The organism is Clostridioides sp. ES-S-0049-02 (assembly GCF_020658465.1).
GTDB lineage: Bacteria > Bacillota > Clostridia > Peptostreptococcales > Peptostreptococcaceae > Clostridioides.
In genome coordinates this window covers 821,244-847,078 of record NZ_JACVWG010000001.1, presented here as the reverse complement: position 1 = coordinate 847,078, position 25,835 = coordinate 821,244, and the positions used below count along the sequence as shown (strand labels likewise).

Below are 25,835 nucleotides of genomic sequence, written 5' to 3'. Positions count from 1 at the left end.
GCACCATATATAATGTCTATTAAATTACTTTATTTTGCAAAATAACTTAAATTTATACTTTTATAGTATATCATTTATTAAATTTATTTGTTGTTGTTTTTCATCCCCATGTACACTTTTTCAAAAGTTATAGGAAGCTCTCTTATACGAACTCCAGTAGCATTAAAAATTGCATTTGCAATTGCTGGTGCTGGCGTATGTATAACTATTTCTCCTAAAGATTTAGCTCCATAAGGCCCTCCTGGGTCAAAATTATCAGCAAAATCTACTAATATATTTCCTACTTCTTTTTTTGTAGGAACCTTATACTGCAAGAAACTGTCTGTCAATAACTTTCCATCTTTATCAAATTTAGGGTCTTCATACATTGCAAACCCTATCCCCATCATTACTCCACCTTCTACTTGTATTCTCGCTAATGTTGGATTTATAACCGTACCACAGTCAGGTACACATGCAAAATTTATTACCTTATATTCTCCTGTATTTTTATCTAGTTCTATTTCAGCAAATCCTGCTATAAATGGTTTTATTCTTTTTAACATACCAAATGATTCTGTTGCTTCTAAAACAACTGGTACATCGTCACTTGAAAACCCTATACCTCCAACTGACTCTCTTCCTAATTCCTCTAATAACACAAATTTACTCTCATCATTCTTAACAAAAACTCTATCTTTACTTAACTCTAAATCCTCTTTTTTAGACTCTAGTTTTGATTCTGCTACTGAAAGTATTATTTCTTTTAATTTATTTGCTGTTTTTATTGTTGCATTTCCTGTAACTGTTGTAGTACAAGAAGCAAACGCACCTGTATCATATGGACATAGGTCTGAATCACCTGTATAAACAGATATTCTATCTACAGTCGTATTTAAAGTCTCTGCAGCAATTTGTGCTTGAATTGTATCAGCACCTTGACCTAAATCAGCAAGACCAGATAATAACTTATATGTCCCATCTTCGTCCATTCGTATAGTCACTGTTGCCATATCTACACGTGGTATACCAGAACCATGATTTGCCACTGCCATTCCTACTGCTCTTACCTTGTTATTACCTATATCTTTACATGGGTATTTATCATCCCAATTAATTAATTTTTTCCCTTTTTCTATACACTGTTTTAATTCACAGCTTAGAATTTCTTCTTCTGCTGCTTTTCCATTAGTGTACCTATCTATTATGTTTTTAACTCTAAATTCAAGAGGATCTATACCAATCTTATTGGCTAATTCATCAATAGCACTATCTATTGCAAATATGCCTTGTGTAGCTCCATAACCTCTAAGTGCACCTGCTGGTAATCTATTAGTATATACTGTTCTAGCATCAAATCTAACAGCATCAATATCATTATATATTGGTAATGTATTATGACCTGATTCTGAAGAAACAGAAACTCCATTACCACCATAGGCACCTGTATTATTTAGTGACTTTAATTCTATCGCCTTTAAATTTCCTTCTTTGTCTGCACCTACTCTAACATCAAAAAACATTTCATGCCTACTATTAGAACCTACAAAGGTTTCACTTCTTGTAAAGACAAATTTTGCTGGTCTTCCAGTTTTCATAGTCACAAATGCAGTAAATATATCTGTTGCTGCTATATTCTTTCCTCCAAATCCACCACCTATTCTAGGCTTTATCACCCTTATTTTAGAAGAAGGAATCCCCAATACTTTTCTAAGTATTCTCTTTATATTGTGTGGTGATTGTAATGATGACACAACAACAATCCTATCATTTATATCTTTATATGCATATGACCTATGAGTTTCCATCATACAATGTGATTGACTTTGAGTCTTATATGATGCTTCTACCACAAATTCACTTTCTTTAAGCTTAGCCTCAACATCACCAAACTCGAAAAACTCTTTTGATACTATATTATTTTTTGCATCTAATCCAAAAGGATACGGTTCTACTATATCTTGTTCTGGATGTATAATAACTTCATTTCCTTCTGCTTCTTTTGCATTAAATACAGGCTTTAAAATCTCATACTCTACTTTTATCATTTTTAAAGCTTTAAGTGCAGTTTTTTCATCTTCTGCTGCTACTAATGCTACCTCATCTCCAACAAATCTAACTGTATCCTCAAGTAAAACTCTATCATAAGGAGATGCTTCTGGTTCTGTTTGACCTGGAACACAATATCTAACTTGTGGTACATCTTTATAGGTATAAATTCCTACAACTCCTGGAATTTTTTCAGCTTTTGACGTGTCTATATTCTTTATTTTGGCATGTGCATGTGGACTTCTAAGAAGTTTAAGAGTCAAAACATCTTTATGCATAATAAGGTCTTCAGTATATAGTGGCTTTCCTGTCACAATTGCTGTACTATCTATCTTTCTTATCCCCTTATTAATCATTATTTATTACCTCCCTCAATAGCACTATACATCCTCTTAAGCAGTGCACTTGCCATATCTATTCTATATTCTTTACTTGCCCTCATATTACTTCCATAAATTAATTCTTTACCTACAATAATAGATGCTTTATCTATATCCTTTTCTTTGCTCAATATTTGACTTGCTTCAAGTGCTAATTTAGCTCTTTGAGGTCTTGCTCCAATTGCTATTTTATAAGTATCATTTTCTTTTAACATAGCTGAATTTAATATAGCAAAATCTCCTGTACACTTTCTTATTGAATCAAATACAGCTACTGCATCTTTCTTAGGAAGTATTACCTCAATTAATATATCTTTATTTAATTCACTATCCAAAAACTCATTTAACTCTAATATTCCACTATTGTATAACCTTACCTTCGCACCAACAACTAAAAGTGCTGTAATCAAGTCAGAAAAACCATACTTTGAAAATACACTAGCTCCAATTCTTGCACCCTGTCTAAATTGAACACCAACTATATTAGAAACAGCACTTGAGACTATTCCACTACAATAATTTTTAATAGTTTTGTTTATTTCTAAACTTCTCAAAGATGTATCTGCTCCTATTAGTATATTTTTTTCATCCTCTTTTATATAGTCTAGATTTATATCCTTTAAATCTATGGCTGTTCCTATGTTTTTATTGCTTAATTTTATAAATCCGCAACCACCTAAAATAACATTATTTTTTTTAGAAATCAAAATTTTATATGCTTCTTCTAGGCTTTGTGGAACAGAATATTCTTTTATAGTAACCATCTTATCCCCCTTATATTATATTTATTAAAACTTGAAACCTACTAAGTACTTTGCTTTATTTTTATAAATATATAGTAAACTTAATTTAATTCTATTAGTTTTTTACTCTATATATTTTCCTTTTTATTTTTATTGTCCTTACCTTTTGAAAATTTTATCATATATAAACCTTGAACTATTATAGCAACCATAGCTCCTGAAACTACACTTGAATCTGCAAGTAGTGTTTCTATAAATTTTGGAGATTTTTCAAGAACCTGAGGAACTACCATAAATCCTATCCCAGTTGCCATAGAAAGACCTAATATCATACTATTTTCTTGATTAAAACCATCCATACTAACAAGTCTTAATCCAGATGTTGTAAGAGTTGAAAATATTACGAGTGTTGCTCCTCCAACCACACAAGGAGGTATTGTTCTAATTAAATTAGCTAATAAAGGTGATACTCCCGCCAGAAATAATCCAATGCCTCCAATAGCTAATACAAATTTACTTATAATTTTTGTATTAGAAACGATTGCAGAATTCTGACCAAACATTCCCATTGGAGTAGCAGAAAATAATGCTCCTATTGTAGATAATACTCCATTTCCTAAAACAGCAGAAGAAAGTTCTTCATCTGTAACTTGTCTATTAAGTCCTCCTACTGTAGAAAGTGTACATGCTCCCATAATATCAGCTATTTCAACCAAATATATTATTGAAAACATTACTACAACCTCAAGCTTTATATCCAATCCAAAAGCAAGTGGTTTTGGAAGTGCAACCAAAGTAAACTCTTGAATTGAAGAAAAATTTACTATTCCCAAAATTAGTGATAAAATATATCCAAAAACTATGCTAACTAATATTGATGCATCTTTAAACAATCCTTTTCCATATTTATTTAATCCTAATATCATAAGTGATACAGCTATTCCAACTATAAAATTAATTGGTTGTCCAAATGTCTCATTACCCATACCTCCAGCTAAGTTTTTTATAGCTATTGGAAAAAGTCCAAGACCCATACATGCAACTATAGTACCAGATACGACTGGGGTAAATATAAACCTTATTTTTTTAAGACCAAAACCAATTATGATTATCACTATACCAGCGACTATTTGAGAGCCAAATAAGACAGGTAATCCATACTTGCCTGCAACAGAAACTCCAGCTCCTATAAACATTGCTGTAGCTCCCATTATAACTGGTATTCCTCCTCCCAATTTAAAACCTTTAAATAGTGGTATTGGATATAATTGTAACAAAGTTGATAATCCTGCAAAAATTAAAGCAGCTTGAATTAATAGTGTAGACATTTTATGATTAAGTCCAGCCGCATTTGCAACTAGTATCGCTGGTAAACAGCTACCTATTACCATTGCCATTAAGTGTTGTAACCCCAAAGGTATTGCTTCCTTTAGTGGTGGTATTCCGTCTAATTCAAATTTTGATGTACTTTTTGCTTTCATAATAAAAACTCCCGTTACATAAAACTTATTGAATTATATAAATACTTAAAAATTTAATATATTAAATTAAATGACTTTTATAAATCTTACTATACTCAGTAATACATTTAAGTTTTTATACTTAAAAATCACGTACAACAAATTTAATTATTAACAATTAAATTTATTCTATTATTTTGTATATGTTCTATAGTGCTTTACAAATATAAGAGTATTGTAGCTATGGACTTTAAAATTTTTTACAACAATTCTAATCCAATCTAAATCTTTCAATCTTAATCATTATAAGTTATAAGTTTTCATAAGTATTTATATCTTGTAAGTTTTAAACATTTACCTATAAACGCTACTTTATAGATGCCACTTTAATCTTAAGTGACCTCATACTTTCATATGAGCGTAGACTATTTCTTCATCTTCAGCATTACCTGTTAAGAGCAACCCGTTTCCACTATCAATAGCTTATAGTGTACTCTCTTTCGAGATAGTCGTTTGACCTTCCTATTTCTAGGCTTGGCGACCAAATGTCCATTGTAAAGTACTTAGGCTCTCACCATATACCATCCTTGCTATTATTTCTGGTTTTCACCACATTCATAAAAGTTTCTTTCTATCTTTTATTGTAGTTGCAAGGCTTTAGGATTTACTGGTTTTAAAGTTGTGTCCTACATAAATTTCTTTATGTACGGGGCTAAAAGTACAACTTATTTAATATACTTTTTTATTACCCCCTGTAAATAATATTATTTACTCTTTCACTGTTTTTGTTATTAAATTAATTACATAATAATTAATTTAAGCATAAAATAATTTTCAAATTGAAAATCAAAATATTTATGAATATTTTATAATATAATTATCATAAGACAGAAAAACTTAATAAGCTATGTATCTCAGTTGTACCCATGTACTCTCCTTTACTATATTTGTATCTGCAACATAAAACATACAAGTTTCTATCTAGCATATAGATATAAACCAATATCTATAATTAAAAATAGTAATACTATTGTATAATACAATCTTTATGTACATTACTATTTATTATTTCTATACAGCAATTTTAATGCCAATATTTGCATACATTTGCATAGAATAATTTTTTTATACTTTCCTTGATAAAAATTTACTTATTCCAACTGTTCTGTAATTTTTTATTAAGCAAATTTTAAATTTTATTTTTATGATATTTTTATAATTACATAAAAAAAAAGACCAAAAGTATTTTTCAAATGATCTTTTCTCAAATTTTTATTTTAATTTCTAAAATTTATAATAAATAGTAAGACTATTATAAGCATCTATTTTTATATGAAAGTTTATACTTTTATGGATGATAAGTTAATGTAATTAAAAGATTATCTAGCTGATTTTAATTTTACAATATCGCTCCAATTTTTGCTTGTAGCTAATTCTACTAAATTTAAATCTCTTCTTATTTCTGAAACATCTTCTTTTATGGAGTTTGTATCACCTTTTATATGTGCTATACTATGTTCCATATTATCATGAGTAGCTTTATTTATTTCAGAGTTATGTAATAAACTTCCTAAAATACTATTTTGTTCAATTTGTTGTTCTTTAATTGATTTTCCTTCAGATTCTAAGGCATCTACTTTAACATCTATTTCATATAGTTTTTCATTAACTATAATACTTTCTGCTTTAATTTCACTTATATCTTTACTTGCACTACTTATTTGATTTTGCATAGAGTTCATTTCTAATTTAACTTCATGTAAATTCTCTTTCACTACATTTATTTCTTTCTTCATCATACTTACTTCTTGTTTTACTTCATTCATTTCTTCTTTCATTACACTTATTTTTTGTTTTACTTCGCTCATTTCTTTCTTCATTATACTTACTTCTTGTTTTACTTCATTCATTTCTTCTTTCATTACACTTACTTCTTGTTTTACTTCATTCATTTCTTTTTTCATTACACTTACTTCTTGCTTTACTTCACTCATTTCCTTCTTCATTACACTTACTTCTTGTTTTACTTCATTCATTTCTTTTTTCATCACACTTACTTCTTGTCTTACTTCTGACATGTCATTTTTTATTATGCATATTTCTTGTTTCACTTCGCTTATTTCTTCTTTCATTACACTTATTTCTTGTTTTACTTCTGACATGTCATTTTTCATGCTAACCACATCTTTATTTATAATATGTAATAATTCTAAAATTTTATCTTCCACTTACATCACCATCCCTATTAATTATTATAACATCTTATACAAATGCTATACAATGTTAACATATATCTCTAAAATAGTTGTCATAAATTTAATTATTAAAATTATTATGTATAATTACTACAAAAAATAATTAATATAGATATAAATCTAAAAATAATAATTACAAACAAAAGGATACCATTTTAATATGGTATCCTTTATCTGTATATAAATTTTTATCTTTTGAAGTTATATTTTTTATAAAACATCTTATGCATTTAATTCTGGACATGAAATCTTTCTTCCAAGTGCCTTTGGTTTACATACTGATATACAAAGACCACAATATCTACATTCACCTTCATTTAATTCCATCTTGTCATTTAATTTTCTAGCTTGATATGCACACACTCTCTCGCACATCTTACATTTAGTACACTTTTCTTCATCATAAGTAAATTCAAAACTAAGTCTTTCATTTACCTCTCCCATATGCTTATGTACTACCCCACAAGCATTTTCTATAGTTTTATATCCTAGTCTGTCAAGATTAGAATTTAGGTCATTGTGTATTTTAGCTATTACTTGAGCTCCTTTTAATATTACTACTGAACATATACCAACGAAGTCAGCACCTGCCATAATCATCTCTAAAGCATCATCTCCACTTACACATCCACCTAATCCAATTATAGGTATATTTACCTCTTTTTTTATTTCATATATTCTTTGTAGAGTTATTGGTTTAATAGTTTCTCCACTTAAATATCCAATTCCATTTCCACCTAATAAAGGTTGGCCAGTTTCTATATCTATTCTAAGTGCTGGTCCTACAGAATCACAAGCAGTTATTGCATCTGCTCCTGCTTCTTCTAATTTTTTAGCAAAAGCCCCTATTTCATCTATCATAGGAGGAAGTTTAACTATTACTGGTATATTCACTCTTTCTTTCGCATCCTTAAGCATTGGTATTAAATCTCTATAGTCATAAGATACCAGCTCTATAAAATCAGCTCCTGCATTTGCAATCTTTTCTACTAGTTCACTACTTTCTTCTATTGTATGACCTACTGAAGCTATACATACAGTTCCATCTTTTTTCATTTGTGGTATTTCAAAATCTATCCATTGCTCTGGTTCAAAATCTGTCCATTTCTCATTATTTAAAAGAGCATTAGCTGTATTTCTCACCATATGAGGTGCTGGATTTATAGCTCTTTCTTTTCTTATTGTCTTAGTAACAACTGCTCCTGCTCCTGCATCACTTAGTATCTTACATCCAGCTGCACTATATGTCAACGGACCTGAACCTATTATAAAAGGTGATTTTAATTCTTTCCCTAAAAAATTATACATTATTTACTTCCCCTTTTCATATTTATTTACATTTATTAAAACTTCCAGAATTCACAGGCAACATCTTTCATTTCTTTAACAATAGCTTTTTTATCTAAGTTAACCAATTGTTTTTCTTTTAAAATATGTTTACCATCTATGTATACATTTGATATAAATTCTTTTTTACCTTGCACTACTATCTGGTCAAATATATTATCAAGTGTTACAGGAGTTTTAAATTCATCTTCCATAACTATTATATCTGCTTTATTACCAACTGTTATTTTTCCTGATTTTTGAAGTCCCAATGCATAAGCACCATGTTCTGTTGCCATCTTAAATACTAAACTTGCGGGCATTACAGATGCATCTTCTTCAACTGATTTATGCATTAAAAATGCACCTCTCATAACTTCAAAAAAATCATTTATATATCCATCTGTGCCTAATGCTACTTTTATGCCTTTTTTAATCATTCGTGGAACTGGAGAAAAACCGCCACCTACTTCACAATTACTAAGAGGCATGTGAACTACCTTTACACCTTTCTCCTTTAATATGTCTATCTCTTCATCATCTACTTTTACACATTGAGACGCTAATACAGTCTCATCTAATATATCTAAATCATTGTAGTAATCAACTGCTTTTTTATTAAAGTGTTTTTTAGAGTAGTTTGGTTCATATATACTCTCACATAAATGAAATTGCATTGGTGCCTCTAATTTTCTTGCATCTTCTTTAGCTTTTTTGATAAATTTATCTGAACATGTGAAACTAGTATGTGTACACATTATTCCATTTATTAATTTACTGTTTTCTCTACTCCATTTTATTAAATTAGAATTTTCATCTAAACATCTTAACCCATTTTCATAACTTATTCTTTCACAACTTTCTAGAGATAAAACTGCTTTCATTCCTATTTCTTCTAGTATCTTCCCTTGCTCAATTAAAGTTCCTTTTTCTGTATTTGGAGCTTCTAATGTGTCACAAAATGCTACTACACCAGATTCTATAAGTTCTATTGCAGATGCTTTAGTTGTGGCTTTTACTTCCTTTAGTCCTATTCTATTTTCTATAAACGGCCACCAATAGTCATTTAAAAATCCTTCGAAATCAGTAAAATGTACATTTGCTGGTATTCCTCTAGAAAGCACTCCATATTGATGCATATGCCCATTGATAAAGCCTGGCATTACTATGGCATCTGATTTATTTATTATCTCTGAAATATCTTTATATTTTAATTCAACTTCTTCATTTGGCAATATATCTTTTATAATGTCATTTTCTATTACAACAGCATAATTTGTATATATTTCATCAGCAGAAGATATTAAGTATTTACTTTTTATAGCAACCATTTATTTACCTCCCTGATTTAGTTTTTTCATAGCCATATAAACCTTTTCAGAAGTTATAGGAAGTTCTCTTATATTCACACCTACTGCATTAAAAATTGCATTTGCTATTGCTGGTGCTGGCGTATGAATAACTATCTCTCCTAAAGATTTTGCTCCATATGGTCCTGTTGGGTCATAATTATCTACAAAATCTACTAATATATTTCCTATATCCTTTTTTGTTGGAACTTTATACTGTAACAAATTAGAAGTCTGAAGTTTACCATCAGAACCATGTCTAGGATCTTCATACATTGCAAGCCCTATACCTTGAGTTACTCCTCCTTCAACTTGTATTCTTGCAAGTGCAGGATTCATAACTGTACCACAATCAGTTGAACAAGCATAGTTTATCACCTTAAACTCACCTGTTGTTTTATCTAGTTCAATCTCTGCAAAACCTGCTAAAAATGGTTTTGCACTCTCTTTTATCCCATAAGATTCAGATGAGTATAAGACATCTTGATTTCCACCACCAACAGATTCTCTTCCTAATTCACTTAATAAAACAAACTTTTCTACATCCTCACTATAACAAACTCTGTCTTCATATAGCATTAAATCATCGATTGGTAGGTCTAATTTCTTCTGTGCTACTTTTAATATCTTTTGTTTTAAACTTTCAGCTGACTTTATTGTAGCATTTCCAGTTACATAAGTAGTACAAGAAGCATATGCTCCAGTATCATATGGACACATATCTGTATCTCCTGTATAAACAGAAATTCTATCAATAGATGTATTTAGTGTCTTGGCAGCAATTTGTGCAAGTATTGTATCAGAACCAGTTCCTAAATCTGAAGACCCAGAAAATAACTTATAAGTTCCATCCTCATCCATTCTCATATTTACTATTGCCATATCTATGTTAGCTATACCAGAACCATGAGTTCCAACTGACATTCCAACAGCTCTTACTTTATTATTCCCAATATCTATAACAGGATATTTTTCATCCCATCCAATTAGCTTTTTGCCTCTAATTATACATTCATCAAGTGCACAACTTCTTATTGGAAAATTCATTATTCCGCCTTCAGTTTGCTTTTTTATAATGTTTTTTAATTTTATTTCTGTTGGGTCCATATTAAGTTTATGTGCTAATTCGTCTATTGCACAATCAAGTGCAAATGTACCTTGAGTTGCTCCGTACCCTCTCAATGCTCCCCCTGGAACTAAGTTAGTATATACAGTCCTTCCATCAAACTTTATTGCAGGTACATTATTATAGGTTGGAAGCACATTATGCCCTGACTCGGAACAAACTGAAGGTCCATTGTCACCATAAGCACCTGTATTGTTTAATGCTTTCATATCTATAGCTTTTATATTTCCTTCTTTATCTGCTCCAACTTTTATGTCAAAAAACATCTGATGTCTAGTATTAGTCATTGCAAAAGTTTCTTCTCTAGTATATATAAGTTTTGCTGGTCTTTTCGTCATCCAAGTTACAAATGACGCATATATCTCTGTTACAGCTATATTTTTTCCACCAAAACCTCCACCTATCCTTGGCTTTATTACTCTCACCTTTGAAAGAGGTATTCCCAATGCTCTTGAAACCTGTCTTCTCATATGATAAGCTGATTGATTTGCAGAAGTTACTACTAGTCTACCATTAGTATCTATATATGTGTAAGCTCTATGAGTTTCCATCATACAATGTGCTTGTGATTGAGTCATATAAGATTCTTCTACTATCACATCACACTCTTTAAACTCTTTTTCTACATCACCTTTACCCATTTTTTCTCTTGATACTATATTTTTTGTAGCATCTAATCCAAAATCAAACGGACAAAACAAATCATCTTCTTCATGTATTAAAATTTTATTACCTTCTGATTCTCTTGCATCTAATATTGGTGTCATTACTTCATATTCAACTTTTATAAGTTTCATTGCTTTAATAGCTGCTCTTTCATCTTCAGCCGCTATTATAGCAACTTCATCTCCTACATATCTCACTATATCTTCAAGTATTAATTGGTCATGAGGTGATGCTTCTGGATATGATTCTCCAACCATTGAATATCTATAATTTGGTACATCCTTGTAAGTAAATATATCTACTACACCTTTTACTTTTAATGCATTTTTTATATCAATATTTTTTATTTTTGCAAAAGCATGTGGGCTTCTAAGAAGTTTAATAGTCAAAACATCCCTATGAAAAATTAAATCTTCAGTATATATTGGTTTACCAGTAACAATGGCTTCACTATCTATTTTTCTTACTTCTTTATTTACCATTAAACTCACCCCCAATACTATTATACATTCTAACAACTAATGCTTTTGCCATATCTTTTCTATACTCTTTACTTCCTCTTATGTTACTTCCAAATGAAAGTTCTTCACTTGATACCTCTCCAGCTTTGTTTGCATCATTTTCTAAGCTTAGCACTTCACTTGCTTTGTATGCAATCTTTGCTCTTCTTGGTCTAGCTCCTATTGCAATTTTATAAGAATTTCCTTCTTTTAACATTGCCCCATTTAATACCGCAAAATCACCTGTACATTTTCTTATTGAATCAAATACACCTATAGCATCTTTTTTAGGTAATATAATTTCCATTAATATATCTTTTTCAAGCTCACTTTCTAAAAAATCAGCTAAATTCATAACCCCTTTTTTATATAACTTAACCTTTGCATCTACTACTAGTAATGAAGGTATTAAATCTGAAAATCCATACTTAGCAAATACGCTAGCTCCCACTCTAGCTCCACTTCTAAATTGAACTCCTACTATATTAGAAACAGCGTTTGAAATTACTCCACTACAGTAATTTTTAATAACCTTATTTAATTCTAAAGTTCTTAAACTTGTATCTGCTCCAATTAATATACTATTCTCAGTTTCATTTATATAATCTAAACCTAGGTCTTTTAAATCTATTGCTGAACCAATATTTTTGCTACCTAGTTTTAAAAATCCGCAGCCTCCAAGTATTATGTTGTTTTTTCTTGATATTAGCAGTTCATAAGCTTCATCTAAACTTTTTGGAACTACATATTCCTTTATAGTTATCATATTCTCTCCCCATATCAATTTAATTTTCACTTAAAAAAATTTAAGTGTTCAAATATTTATGTATTGCTCTTAGTTGACCTTTATATCCTGTACATCTACAAAGATTTCCATTTACATAATCTATAACTTCTTCTTCTGTTGGATTTTGAAGTTCTCTTTTCATTGCTAAAACCATCATTATAAATCCAGGAGCACAAAATCCACATTGGTCAGCGCCTTCATCCGCAAGAAAATCCCCAAATTTCTTAGCTTCATCTACTACGCCTTCAAGTGTTGTAATGTGTTGTCCCTCTACTCTAGCAGTAAGATAATTACAAGACAGCACAGCTTTGTTATTTACCATTACTGTACATAGACCACATGAGCCAGTATCACAACCTTTTTTAACACTTACATATCCATTTTCCCTTAATGTATCTGCTAAAAAATCATCTGGTCTTACATTCAATTCTTTTTCTTTATTATTTATGGTACATTTGATAATCAAATAAATCACCTCAAAACTCATATTTTTAAGCCAAAGTCTATACTATATTTAATTTATTTAAGAATAATATTGTATTTATTAATAAAGACTATTCCACTTATGGCCTTCCATTCTATTCTTTATAGTCCCTCTTACACAAAGTCTCTCAGCTGTATCTTGAGCATCTTTTAATACTTTTTCTTCATCAGTTGTTAATATTTTTGAATCTTCCATTATTATATTTCCATCCACTATAACACTCTCTATATTTTTCATGCTAGAAGAATATACTAATGTAGACACTGGATTATGCATAGGTATTGCTTTTGGTGAAAGCATTGGATTAAATATTAGTAAATCTGCTTTTTTACCAATTTCTAGTGAACCTATCTCATCTTCCATTCCAATAGCTCTTGCTCCATCTATAGTCGCTAGTTCAAGAACTTTTTCTGCTGACATTGCTAATGGGTCACATTTATTAACTTTATGTTGAAGTGCTGTTAATTTCATAAGTTCAAGCATATCTTGAGAGTTATTGCTAGCAGCTCCATCTACGCCTAAACTAACTGTTATTCCTTTTTTAAGCATTTCTGGTACTGGTGCAACTCCTGAAGATAAATACATATTACTTGCTGTGTTATGAGACACCTTCATGTCATATTTTTTAGTAAGTTCCATATCCTCTTCAGTTAAATATACACAATGTACCATAAGTACATTTGGTCCAAGTATTCCCAATTTCTTTAAAACATCTATGTCATATTGCCCATGCAATTCTTTTGCTGCTTCTCTATCAAAAGGAGTTTCTGATATATGTACTGTAAATAAAGCATCATCATATTCTTTTACTACTCTCCAAAGCATCTCAAGCATTTCTTGAGAATTTGACCATATTGCTGCTGGAGCTACTCCTATTTTGATTCTTCCATTCTCTGTATTGTGGTGTTTTTCAAACAATCTTCTTACATCTTTTTCAACCGTTTCTACGTCTTGCATTATTCCAGGATGAACTCCAAATTGAGCACCTGTGTTCATACATCCTCTTCCAAGTATTCCTCTTATTCCTAATTCTTTATAAGCATCTATTATTCCATCACAAAGACCTTGTTTACTGTGAGGGTACATATAGTCAACCATTGTTGTTATACCACTTCTAAGACCTTCCACACAGCCAAGCATTGCAGCATCATAAGTGTCCTTTGGCTCTAAATAATTGGCTGCTGGAAATGTCATAGTTTCTAGCCAATCTTTAAGTACCATATCATCTCCTAATCCTTTTAATAAAGTTTGGAATAAATGATTATGTGTATTTATAAAACCTGGGAATAGGACTTTGCCCTTAGCATTTATTACCTTTTTAACATCAGTGTACTTACTTTCTATTTCTTTAGAATTCCCAATATCTGCAATCTTGTTATCTTTTACTACTAATGCCCCATCAAAAATAACTTCTCTCTCTTTGTTTACAGTTACTATTATGGCATTCTTAATAAGTATATCCATCATTCTTATTTCCCCCTGCATTATTTAGTAATTTTTCTTTTAATATATTGACCTGCTGGTTGCTCCATGATATTACAACTTTGTACTACATGCTTTCCTCTTAAAAAAACATCTTCAACTTTACATCTGACTTTAACTCCTTCATATGGAGTATAATCTACATTTTGTTTTTGATTCTTATAACTGATTATTTCTTCTTTATCTGTATTTAAAATCACTATATCTGCATCACTTCCTACAGCTATTTCACCTTTTTTAGGATACATCCCAAATATTTTAGCAGCATTTGTGGAAGTAACTTCTACAAATTTATTTACACTTATTCTATTTTCCAAAACCCCATATGTATATAAAAGAGATAATCTATGTTCAACACCTGGTGCTCCATTTGGTATTTTACTAAAATTATCAATTCCTAAATCTTTTTGACCTTTAAAATTAAATGAACAATGGTCTGTACCTACGGTCTGAATATCGCCCTCAGACAAACCTTTCCAAAGAAAATCTATATCTTCTTTTTTTCTAAGTGGAGGAGACATTACATATTTAGCTGCCTCAAATTCATCCTTATTATATAAACTATCTTCTAATAATAGATATTGCGGACATGTTTCTACTATCATATCTACATTTTTTTGTCTAGCTATCTTTATACTTTCTAGTGACTCTTTACAACTTAGGTGAACTACATATGATTTTGAGTTTGACAATTCAGTTATATCAGCAAGTCTTGAAACAGCCTCTTTCTCAACTATGTTTGGTCTTGTAAGTGGATGATATTTAGGTTCTAAATCTCCATTTTGTAAACGTTCTTCTATTAATGCATCCAATAAATCTCCATTCTCACAATGAAATTCAACTATACAACCTAGGCTTTTAGCTTCCTTTAGTACTTTGTATATTGTTCCATCATCTACTTTCATACCTTCATATGCCATATACATTTTAAAGGATACTATTCCATCTGAAATAAGCTTTTCCATGTGCGTAAATGTATCTTTATCTAAGCATGTGATTGTCATGTGAAATCCATAATCACAATAACAATTTCCACTTGCTTTTTTATGATATGTTTCTACACCTTGTATTAGATTTTCTCCTTCACTTGATTCTGCAAAGTCTAGTATAGTGGTAGTTCCTCCAGCTATAGCCGCTCTTGTTCCTGTTTTAAAATTATCAGCAGTAGTTATAGAGCCTGCATTCATATCAAAGTGAGTATGTGTATCTATACCTCCAGGAATTATAAGTCTCCCTGTAGCATCAATTACTTTATCATTATTTATTTCTAAATCATTTCCTATTTCAGTTATCTTTTCATCTTCTATTCTTAAATCACTTATATAAGTTTTATCAGAGGTAATTATAGTTCCACCTCTTAGTATTGTTCCCATATATACCTCCTAACTTTTAAGCTCTAGTAGATTCTTTTAGAATTTTAATTTTATATTGTTTACATAAATTTATGTTTGCCAAAGGTGCTAAATTTAGCACCTCTAGACTATATTTAAATAATTTATTGTGAACTAAATATTATTTTCCATATACAGATTTTAATATTCCATAGTAACCTTCTGTTCCTATAAATAATTGTTCTTGTTCTATGTACTCATCTATTGTATGAGCAAGATTTTCTTTAGAAGGACCAAATCCTATTGTTTTTATTCCAGCTTCACCTGCATAGTGACTTCCATTTGTACAGAATGAATATTGAGTTATTTCTGAATCTATTCCAGCTTCTTTTAATCCTTTGTATGCTGCTTGAACAAATTCATCATCTTCATCATATAACCAACCTGGGAAGAATCTTTCACTTTCTATAGTATTTCCTGTATAACAGTCAGCTTTTTCAGATGCATAAGAAACTTTTGCATTTAATTCTGAGTCTTCTTTCATCATTTCATCTAATAATGCTTGTATTGGAGCTAATACTCCTTCTCTTGTTTCTCCAACTAATAATCTTCTATCAAAAGTAGCTTTACAATAATCTGGCACCACTGATGCACCTGGATATGGAGAAGATTTTATATCTGTTAAAACTAATATTCCATCACCTAAAACTGGATGAGTTGGAGGTACTAATTGTTGTATTCTTTGAATTACATTAGCCATTTTATAAACTGCATTTACACCTTTTTCTGGGTTAGCAGAGTGAGCTGGTTTACCAAAAGTTTCTACAACTATTTCTCCTCTACCTCTTTGACCAATCTTTAAGTTTAGTTCTGAAGATTCTCCGATTACAACATAATCAGGTTTAACAGCTTTACTTATTTCTCTAGCTGAAACTCCTTCAAATATTTCTTCATGAACAACTCCTGCTACATATAATTCACCAGCAAAGTCTTTATTAGTATCTTTAGCAAAATATGCTACAGCAGACATCATTGCAGTATACTGACCTTTCATATCAGAAGTTCCTCTACCATATATCTTTCCATCTACTATTTTTCCTTCAAAAGGAGGAACACTCCATTTACTTGCATCTGGAACTGGAACTGTATCTATATGACCATCAAATAATATTTTTTTACCTGGTCTATTTCCCTTTATGCATCCTACTATATTTCCATATCTATCTCTTGACCAGCTATCAAAGCCTAATTTTTCAAAAGATTCTTCTATTGCTTTTACAACCCCTTCTTCATTTCCAGAAGAACTAGGATTTTGGATTAGTTTTTGACATATCTCAGTTACTTCTTGTTTTCTTTGTTCGTTTAGCATTTCGTTATCCCCCTAGATTTTATAAATGTATATTTTAATTTAAGCCTTTATAATTTATATAATTTCTAAATTTTAGAACTTATAATCTTTTTAATATGTAAATGATTATTTGATAAAGATAATATTTTAATAATTATCTATATGCTTGGATACTCTCCATCCCAAACTATACTTCTGTATTTATCAGGGTCAGTATCTCCTTCTGTACTTATTAAAAGTACTCTTGAATTTTCATCTAACTTTAAATCTCTTCTTAAGTCAGCTAAATCTTCTCTTTCCATAGCTGCTATTAAAAGACCAGTTGTAACCGCTCCAGACTCTCCAGAGATTACTTTTTCATCACCATTTAAAGGATTCCCCAATGTTCTCATACCTTTAGCAGAAACCCAGTCTGGTGCTGAAACGAATGCTGCTGCATGATTTTTTAATACTTCAAATCCTATAGTATTTGGTTCTCCACAAGCAAGACCTGCCATTATAGTTGGCATATCTCCACCTACAAATCTTGGTTTTCCATCTCCTGCTTCTGCTGATTTATAGTAACAATCTGCCTCATCAGCTTCTACTACTACTGTTATTGGGCATTCATCATATATTGAAGCAACATATCCTTGAACTGCACCAGCAAGCGAACCAACTCCTGCTTGCACAAATACATGTGTTGGTCTATCTACTCCATATTCTTTTAATTGTTCTATAGCTTCTTGAGCCATAGTTCCATATCCTTGCATTATCCATGCTGGTATTTCTTCATATCCATCCCATGCTGTATCTTGAACCATTACTCCATGGTCATCAGCTTCTGCATAATCATTAGCTAATCTTACTGCGTCATCATAATTTAAGTCTGTTATACTAGCATCTGCACCTTCTCCCTTGATTTTATTTAATCTAAATTCAGAAGAACCTTTTGGCATTAATACAACAGATTTTTGACCTAATTTATTAGCTGTCCAAGCAACTCCTCTACCATGATTTCCATCTGTAGCTGTAAAGAAAGTTATTTCTCCTAATTTTTCTTTTATTTCATCTGAAGTTAATTTTTCATATCCTAACTCTGATATATCTGTATCTAATCTTTGAGCTAAGTATTTACCCATAGAGTAAGAACCACCCAAAACTTTAAATGCATTTAATCCAAATCTATAAGATTCATCCTTAACATATACTCCTGCAACACCTAATTTTTTTGCTAAACCTTCTAGGTTTGCTAATGGAGTTTCTTTATATTGAGGAAAGCTTTTATGGAAGTTTCTAACCTTAGTTATTTCTTGTTCATTTAAAAATTTGATACAATTTTCTTTATCGCCCTTTGGCAGATTGTTTACTTTCCATTTAATTTCTTTTAGCATCTAAAATACCTCCAAATTATTGTTAAATTTTTATACTCTATATATTAGCAATTAACATGCCAACACTTAATATATATCAAATATTTTTCTGTGTCTATTTAGCATAGAATTTGCAATACTTTCAACTTTTTTTACTTTTATCTATTAGGTTATCTAATGTATATAGAATTTGATAATAAAAAAACCTTTTTCATCTTCTCACTTTTTAATTCTCATTTTTAAAATTTAAAAATTAATACTTAAAACGTATTCCTTATGTATTTTTTGACATATAAATCTATAAAATATTTAATAAAAGACATAAAATAGTGATGTAATATTTTATTACATCACTATTTTTTATTGAGCGAATAGTAAAAATTCAACTCGTATGTATATAAGTTTGTAACTGTATCAACTTAGTTTTCAGTTATGGAATTTTGTGATAAAGTGAAACAAACAACACTACTTTTGGCATTCACATAAATAATTGCAGATTTGTAATTATCATCTGTCAGATTAAAGTAAAATGCTATATTTCCTTTTCCCTTAGAGTGTCAACTTTATATCTCACATATCCATATGTCTTTATTTTTTTTGAAGAAGTAATTGCTTTTTAATGGTCTCTAAGAGGTGATTTTTCATCTTTTTTAACATCTAATTCTTCTTTTACAAGATTCCATTTTTCAAGACCAAACTTAGAAACCATAACTGCTTCTGCAGCACCTTTTCCAAGTCTTTTTACTGTGTCCATACCTGTTTCGTCTTCTTGAGCCCCTTTTGCTTTTCCATCTTTACTCCATATTGTACCGCCTATATAGCATCCTCCTAATCCTCCAGATACTAACATTTCATGCATTAAGAAGAAATTTATTATAGGAAGTTTTGTTAATTCTTGACCACCATATCTAGTTCCACCAGTAGTTATAGCTGCTCCAACTTTATTTTGAAGTTTTCCTGGATGAACTAAATACATAGGACGAAGTCTATTAAATACTGCTGTAAGTTGAGCAGTTATATTCATATCATACACTGGAGAACCCACTATAATTCCATCTGCTTCTAATATTTTTTGCTCTAATTCTTGTATGTCATCTTTTATGATACACATAGTCTCTTTTCTTATACATGCATCACAATGCACACAAGGACTTATTTTTTTCCCTCTAACTGACCAATACTCAGTTTCTATACCAGGTATAGTTTCAGCTTCTTTCAAAGCTTCTAATACTGCATATTCTGTTGCTCCTTTACGTGGACTTCCACAAATACCTAATATCTTTGCCATAACAATATCTCCTCATCAAATAAATCTATTTTTATTACTTTCTATAACTTTAATAAAGTTTCATTTTAAGTTTAAGTATTATTATTTTAATTTTATTGGCAATGAATGTATCTCTACATTAGTTGCATCATATACTGCATTTGCTACAGCAGGTGCAACTGGTACAACTGCACATTCACCAATACTCTTGCCACCAAAAGGTCCAGCTTTTTCATAACTATTTACAAATGCAACTTGACACTTTGGCATATCGACAGTTCTAAATAATTTATAATTTTTAAAATCAGTAGCTTTAGGTCTTCCTTGCTCATCAAAGGCTAGCTCTTCACTTAACGCATAACCTAACCCCATATGAATTCCGCCTTCTAATTGACCTTCTAAATTTAGAGGATTTATAACTCTACCAACATCATGTACAGCTACAAAATCAACTACTTTTACATCTTTAGTTTCTTTATCTACTAAAACTTCAGCAAAATGTACACCATAAGAAGTAATACCTGCTGGAGAAGAGTAATCTTCAACAACTGTCAATTCTCTCAAAGACTTACTTTGACTATATACTGCAACATCAGATAATGATGCTTTAATATTTTCATCAAGTTTACTGATTACATATCCATTATCTAGATATAGCTCTTCTTTTGAAATTTCGAGTAATTTTTCTGCTTCTTCCAGTATTAAAGTCTTTAATTTTTCTGCTGTCTTTTTAGCTCCTCCACCTTCTACAAATACACCTCTACTTGCATAATCTCCAAGATTAAATGTACATGCATCAGTATCAGTTTCAAAAGTATCAACTTTATCAGGAGTTATTCCCAAAACTTCAGCTACCATCATTGTTTGCATAGTTACAACACCATTACCCATATCATGTGCTCCCGTAAGTAGTGTTAGTGTACCATCTTCGTTTAATTTAAGAGTCAATGTGACAACATCTCTATGTGCACCAAAAACTCCATTACCATGTGCACCTATTGCCATACCTATACCTCTTAAATAATTTCCTTCTTCTTTTGGAAGAGCTTTCTTCTCATCCCATTTAAACATTTTTTTACCTTGTTCAATACAATCAAGAACTCTAGGATTGCCAAGAGAACCGTGGAAGATTATATCAACATCATCTGGCTCTACAGCATTCTTATTTTGAAAATCTACTAAATCCATACCTATTTTCTTAGCTATTTTTGCAAATTGAGCTTGTTGAGCCATAAATATTTGAGGTGAACCATAACCTCTCATGGCACCTGCTATTGGTGTATTTGTATATACTGGTATTCCAGTAAATTTTATATTTGGTATTTTATAGACTTTAAACACTTTATGGCTAAGTGCTCCTATAACATTTAATGCACTTGATGCATATGCACCTGTATTTGTGTATATTTTTATCTCCTGTGCTATTACTTCTCCATCTTTATTTACACCAGTTTTTAGTTTTACAAAAGACCCATGACGAGTTCTTGTTGATATCATAGACTCTTTTCTTGTAAGAACCATTTTGACTGGTCTTCTCGTCATTTTTGACAATGCTGCTGCTACTGGCTCAATTGTCATTTCTAATTTCCCACCAAATGAACCTCCAATAGCAGGTCTTATAACTCTTATCTTATTTAATGACATCCCAAAAATTTGAGATAATATTATTCTAAAACCAAATGTATTTTGGCAAGGTGTATGTACAATCAATTTATCATTATAATCATAATGTGCAATTACGCTGTGAGTTTCTATTGCACTATGATGTATAGCAGGAGTAGAGTATTCGTCTTCAAAGATGTAGTCACATTCTTTAAAACCTTTTTCTACATCTCCACCATTTATATTATTTTGAGAAACCATGTTTGAATCTCCGTGTATACATATAGCATCTTCTTTTATTGCATCTTGTATAGTAAATATAGCTGGTAATTCTTCATATTCTACTTTTATAAGTTTTACAGCTTTTTCTGCTATTTCTGGTGTTTCTGCTGCAACTGCTGCTACACGGTCACCTACAAATCTAACTGTATCTGAAAAAATAACTTCATTTTCAGGTATATTATGTTCATAAAATCGTAAAGAACCATTATATTTTCTCTGTGATGTATTGAGATGTGTAGCTATGGCTCTAACTCCAACGATTTTCTCGGCTTCACTTGTATCTATACTTTTTATTTTTGCATGTGCTACTGGGCTTAAAAGCATTTTAGCATGAAGTGCATTTTGCGGTTTCATGTCTGCTACATACTTCATTTGACCAGTAACTTTTAAAGCTGCATCTTTTAGAGGGTATGATTTTCCTATGACTTTTTCCATAACTATCTACCTCCTAATCTAGCTGCAGATAATTTTACAGCTTCTATAATTTTTATATATCCTGTGCATCTGCAGAGATTTTCTTTAAAAGCCTCTCTAATCTCATCTTCACTAGGAGATGAATTTCTATTTAAAAGAGCTTGTGTAGTTATAATCATGCCAGGAGTGCAATATCCACATTGTACAGCTCCAACTTCTATAAAAGCTTCTTGTATTGGATGAAGATTTTCTCCATTAGCAAAACTTTCTATAGTGTATATAACTTTATCTTCACAGTTCCTTGCAAGAAGTTTACAAGATTTTATATCTACTCCATCTATCAAAACTTTACATGCTCCACAACTGCCACTATTACAACCTTGTTTCGCTCCAGTTAGATTTAATTTTTCACGAAGTACATGCAAAAGAGTTTCATTCTTTTCAACTTCTACTTCATACATGTAATCATTAATATTTAATTTTATTTTTTCCATTTTCTCCTCCTACAGATAAACTAATGTTGTAATAGAATATTATTACAAGTTTGTTTTTATACTAGTATAAGCTATTCCACTTATGCCCTTCCATTCTATTAGTTACATTAGCTCTCTTACATAATTCTTCTGCTGCATGTTGAGCATTCAATAAGACTTGTTCTTCACTTTCAATTGTAGTAACTCTACCATTTTCAAGTATTATATTTCCATCAACTAAGACACTTTCTACATTGTGCATACTAGCTGAGTATACCAAAGTTGATACAGGATTGTGAAGAGGTATTGATTTTGGAGAAAGCATTGAGTTAAATATTACTAAATCAGCTTTTTTTCCAACCTCTAAAGAACCTATTTCATCTTCCATTCTAAGAGTTCTTGCTCCCTCAATTGTAGCCATTTCAAGGACTTTTTCTGCAGAAATTGCAAGAGGGTCACAATTGTTTACCTTATGTTGTAAAGCTGTTAATTTCATAAGTTCTACCATATCTTGTGCATTGTTACTTGCTGCACCATCAAGACCTAAGCTTACATTTATACCCTTCTTTAACATTTCTGGAACAGGTGCAACACCAGAAGCAAGATACATATTACTTGCAACATTATGAGAAACTTTTATATCATACTTTTTAAGCATTTCCATGTCCTCATCAGTTATACATACACAATGCACTGCTACAACCTCTGGACCTACTATTCCCCATTTTTCAAGTAATTTTATATCTATTTCCCCATGTATATCTTTTGTTGCTGTTCTTGCAAATTCAGTTTCAGAAATATGAACTGTGAAGTATGAATCATACTCTTTGACTATATTCCAAAGCATTTTACCCATTTCTTCAGATATAGCCCACATTGAAGAAGGTGCTACACAAATTTTTATTCTTCCATTTTCTGAATTATGATATTTTTCAAATACTCTTCTCAAATCCTTTTCAACCGTTTCCACGTCTTCTATAAGCTCTTTATGAATACCTAAATCTATACAGCCCCTACCAACTACTCCTCTTATACCTAAATCTTTATATGCTTTTACTATTCCATCTGTAAGTCCTGGTCTATTATGTGTATGCATATAATCAACCATTGTAGTTATACCACTTTTTAAACCTTCCATACATCCAAGCATTGCAGCATCATAGGTATCTTGTTCTGTCAAGAACTTTGCTGATGGAAACATCATTGTGTTTAACCATTCATGAAGTGCCATGTCGTCTCCTAGACCTTTTAATAATACTTGGAATAGATGATTATGAGTGTTTATAAATCCAGGGAATATCACTTTTCCTTTAGCATCTATAACCTTTTTAACATCAGTATACTTCACCTCAACATCATCTGTATTTCCTATATCTAAGATTCTGTCACCTTGAATAGCTATTGCTCCATCAAATATAACTTCTCTATTTTTATTAACTGTAACAACTATTGCATTTTTTATTAGTATATCAATCATCTTAAATCCCCCTTTTAATACTTTCATTACAACATTTTATCACATAGCTTTCTCATATCATATCTAATACATTTATCCAATATTTTCCTCAAGATTTGAAGTAACGTTTTCAGCTTTCTTACTTCCTTTTAGTTTAAATAGTGTTTGAAGTAATATAGCTATTATTGCTCCAGAAACTATACTTGAGCCTCCTAGGACAGTTCCAATTGTTGCTGGAAATTGGTCTAAAACTTGTGGAGCAGTTGTAAGACCCATGCTTGTTGCTATAGATACTCCTGCTATAAGATTATTTTCTTCAGTAAAACCATCCATACTCATAATAGAGAAACCAGACATTGCTATTGATGAAAATACTACTAAAGTTGCTCCACCAACAACACAAGATGGTATAGTTGTCATTATTGCTCCTAATGCTGGAGATATTCCTGCTAGCAATAATACAAGTGCTCCTAATGCTATTACAAATCTACTTGTAACTTTATTCATAGATACAATTACTGTGTTTTGGCTGAATACTCCAGTTGGAAGAGCTGCAAATAGTGATGAAATTATAGAAGTTACAGAGTTTCCTAAAACAACTGATGATAACTCTTCATCAGTTACCTCTCTGTCCATTGCACCTATTGTTGCTATTGTACACGCACCCATCATATCAGCTATACCTATTATGTAAATAATAGTAAACATTACTATTAACTCTGGTCTAAATTCCAATCCAAAAGCTGCTGGTGTTGGCAAAGATACTATAGCTGCACCTTTAACTGCAGAAAAATCAACTAATCCTAAAACTAAAGATATAGCATATCCTACTAATATTCCAATTAATATTGAAGAGTTTTTAACTAAGCCTTTACCATACTTATTTATCATTATTATTACAAAAGCAACTATAACTCCTACTATAAAATTTATTGGACTTCCAAATGTTTGTGCACCTTCTCCTCCTGCTAAATTCTTTATAGCTGTTGCAAATAATCCAAGTCCCATACATGCTATTATAGTTCCAGAAACTATAGAAGTGAATATATGTCTAATTTTCTTAACTGCAAATCCTACAAAGAATACGATTACCCCAGCAGCAATTTGTGCTCCAAATAGAGCTGCTAAACCGTCTTTAGCTGCTACAGAAAGACAGGCCCCTAAAAATACATAACTCATTCCCATCATTACAGGTAATCTTGAACCTAATTTAAATCCTTTAAATAAAGGTATTGGATATAATTGTAAAAACGTTGCCAAACCTGCTGCTAACATAGAGCCTTGAATCAACATCGTCGCTTGCCCCTGGTTAAGTCCTACCACGTTTGCTATTAATATTGCAGGCACCATATTTCCTACTATCATTGCTAACAAATGTTGTAAAGCTAAAGGTACCGATTCCTTTAGTGGTGGTATCCCATCCACATCATATTTTGAAGTATTACGTGTTTTCATAAAATAAATCCTCCCATACATAAATATCTTGACTAAATATTTTATAATTATTTTCTATAAATATTTTTATGACCATGAATTTATTGCTCAACCGATAACCACAGCTAAACTGAGCTATTTTTATAAAAATTTAACAAACGTGCAAATATACCCTCCCCGATTTTCTTTTTGACTAAACATTAAATGTCTGATGTATACTCTTTATTAAATTTCTTATTAAAATGAATAGCTATCTGAAGTAATCTAACAATCTCATAATAAAATAATTT

18 protein-coding genes are annotated in these 25,835 nt (G+C 30.9%); all 18 read right to left on the bottom strand.

Translation table 11 applies throughout. The annotated features are described in order from the left end of the window. Positions 1 to 83: 83 nt before the first annotated feature. The 18 genes from IC213_RS03740 to IC213_RS03655 all read right to left on the bottom strand — a co-directional run bounded on the left by IC213_RS03740 (position 84) and on the right by IC213_RS03655 (position 25,566). Positions 84 to 2,384, bottom strand: coding sequence for a molybdopterin cofactor-binding domain-containing protein (locus IC213_RS03740; protein WP_227862756.1), 2,301 nt, complete (start codon positions 2,382 to 2,384; stop codon positions 84 to 86). Beyond that, a complete protein-coding gene (locus IC213_RS03735; RefSeq protein WP_227830593.1) occupies positions 2,384 to 3,172 on the bottom strand; it encodes an FAD binding domain-containing protein in 789 nt (262 codons plus the stop codon). Before IC213_RS03735 ends, IC213_RS03740 begins: the two co-directional genes overlap by 1 nt. A 107-nt stretch (positions 3,173 to 3,279) precedes the next feature. Next, on the bottom strand, positions 3,280 to 4,632 hold the full coding sequence (locus IC213_RS03730; RefSeq protein WP_227823988.1) for a uracil-xanthine permease family protein: 1,353 nt from the start codon (positions 4,630 to 4,632) through the stop codon (positions 3,280 to 3,282). Between the two features lie 1,358 nt (positions 4,633 to 5,990). Beyond that, entirely contained in the window at positions 5,991 to 6,839 is an 849-nt protein-coding gene (locus tag IC213_RS03725) for a hypothetical protein (RefSeq protein ID WP_227862755.1), read from the bottom strand. Positions 6,840 to 7,088: 249 nt separating this feature from the next. After that, entirely contained in the window at positions 7,089 to 8,174 is a 1,086-nt protein-coding gene (locus IC213_RS03720; RefSeq protein ID WP_227434977.1) for a dihydroorotate dehydrogenase, read from the bottom strand. 35 nt (positions 8,175 to 8,209) lie between these two features. Then, positions 8,210 to 9,523: an amidohydrolase family protein gene (locus tag IC213_RS03715; RefSeq protein WP_227482577.1), complete on the bottom strand. Its 1,314-nt coding sequence runs from the start codon at positions 9,521 to 9,523 to the stop codon at positions 8,210 to 8,212. Next, positions 9,524 to 11,815 (bottom strand): xanthine dehydrogenase family protein molybdopterin-binding subunit, encoded by a 2,292-nt coding sequence (locus IC213_RS03710; protein WP_227823991.1) that lies wholly within the window; start codon positions 11,813 to 11,815, stop codon positions 9,524 to 9,526. It lies immediately after the preceding gene. Beyond that, complete coding sequence (locus IC213_RS03705) at positions 11,805 to 12,599, bottom strand: FAD binding domain-containing protein (RefSeq protein ID WP_227434965.1); 795 nt, start codon at positions 12,597 to 12,599, stop codon at positions 11,805 to 11,807. Before IC213_RS03705 ends, IC213_RS03710 begins: the two co-directional genes overlap by 11 nt. 40 nt (positions 12,600 to 12,639) lie before the next feature. Further along, on the bottom strand, positions 12,640 to 13,086 hold the full coding sequence (locus tag IC213_RS03700; protein WP_227434963.1) for a (2Fe-2S)-binding protein: 447 nt from the start codon (positions 13,084 to 13,086) through the stop codon (positions 12,640 to 12,642). Positions 13,087 to 13,164: 78 nt separating this feature from the next. Next, the gene (locus tag IC213_RS03695) at positions 13,165 to 14,571 is read right to left on the bottom strand and encodes an amidohydrolase family protein (RefSeq protein ID WP_227434961.1); all 1,407 of its coding nucleotides are present in this window, start codon (positions 14,569 to 14,571) and stop codon (positions 13,165 to 13,167) included. Between the two features lie 17 nt (positions 14,572 to 14,588). Next, positions 14,589 to 15,959 carry a dihydropyrimidinase gene (gene hydA / locus IC213_RS03690; protein ID WP_227482576.1) on the bottom strand — a complete coding sequence of 457 codons (1,371 nt, stop codon included), beginning with the start codon at positions 15,957 to 15,959 and terminating at the stop codon, positions 14,589 to 14,591. Positions 15,960 to 16,098: 139 nt separating this feature from the next. Next, positions 16,099 to 17,286, bottom strand: a complete 1,188-nt coding sequence (locus tag IC213_RS03685; RefSeq protein WP_227482575.1) for a YgeY family selenium metabolism-linked hydrolase — start codon at positions 17,284 to 17,286, stop codon at positions 16,099 to 16,101. A 137-nt stretch (positions 17,287 to 17,423) separates the two neighbouring features. Further along, complete coding sequence (gene dpaL / locus IC213_RS03680; protein WP_227830595.1) at positions 17,424 to 18,638, bottom strand: diaminopropionate ammonia-lyase; 1,215 nt, start codon at positions 18,636 to 18,638, stop codon at positions 17,424 to 17,426. Between the two features lie 595 nt (positions 18,639 to 19,233). Continuing rightward, the gene (locus tag IC213_RS03675; protein WP_227434735.1) at positions 19,234 to 19,905 is read right to left on the bottom strand and encodes a flavodoxin family protein; all 672 of its coding nucleotides are present in this window, start codon (positions 19,903 to 19,905) and stop codon (positions 19,234 to 19,236) included. 81 nt (positions 19,906 to 19,986) lie between these two features. Next, positions 19,987 to 22,203 (bottom strand): xanthine dehydrogenase family protein molybdopterin-binding subunit, encoded by a 2,217-nt coding sequence (locus tag IC213_RS03670; protein ID WP_227434736.1) that lies wholly within the window; start codon positions 22,201 to 22,203, stop codon positions 19,987 to 19,989. A 2-nt stretch (positions 22,204 to 22,205) separates the two neighbouring features. Beyond that, a complete protein-coding gene (locus IC213_RS03665) occupies positions 22,206 to 22,676 on the bottom strand; it encodes a (2Fe-2S)-binding protein (RefSeq protein WP_227434737.1) in 471 nt (156 codons plus the stop codon). 61 nt (positions 22,677 to 22,737) lie between these two features. After that, positions 22,738 to 24,132 (bottom strand): amidohydrolase family protein, encoded by a 1,395-nt coding sequence (locus IC213_RS03660; protein WP_227434738.1) that lies wholly within the window; start codon positions 24,130 to 24,132, stop codon positions 22,738 to 22,740. A gap of 72 nt (positions 24,133 to 24,204) precedes the next feature. Next, on the bottom strand, positions 24,205 to 25,566 hold the full coding sequence (locus IC213_RS03655) for a uracil-xanthine permease family protein (protein ID WP_227434739.1): 1,362 nt from the start codon (positions 25,564 to 25,566) through the stop codon (positions 24,205 to 24,207). Between the last annotated feature and the right edge of the window lie 269 nt (positions 25,567 to 25,835).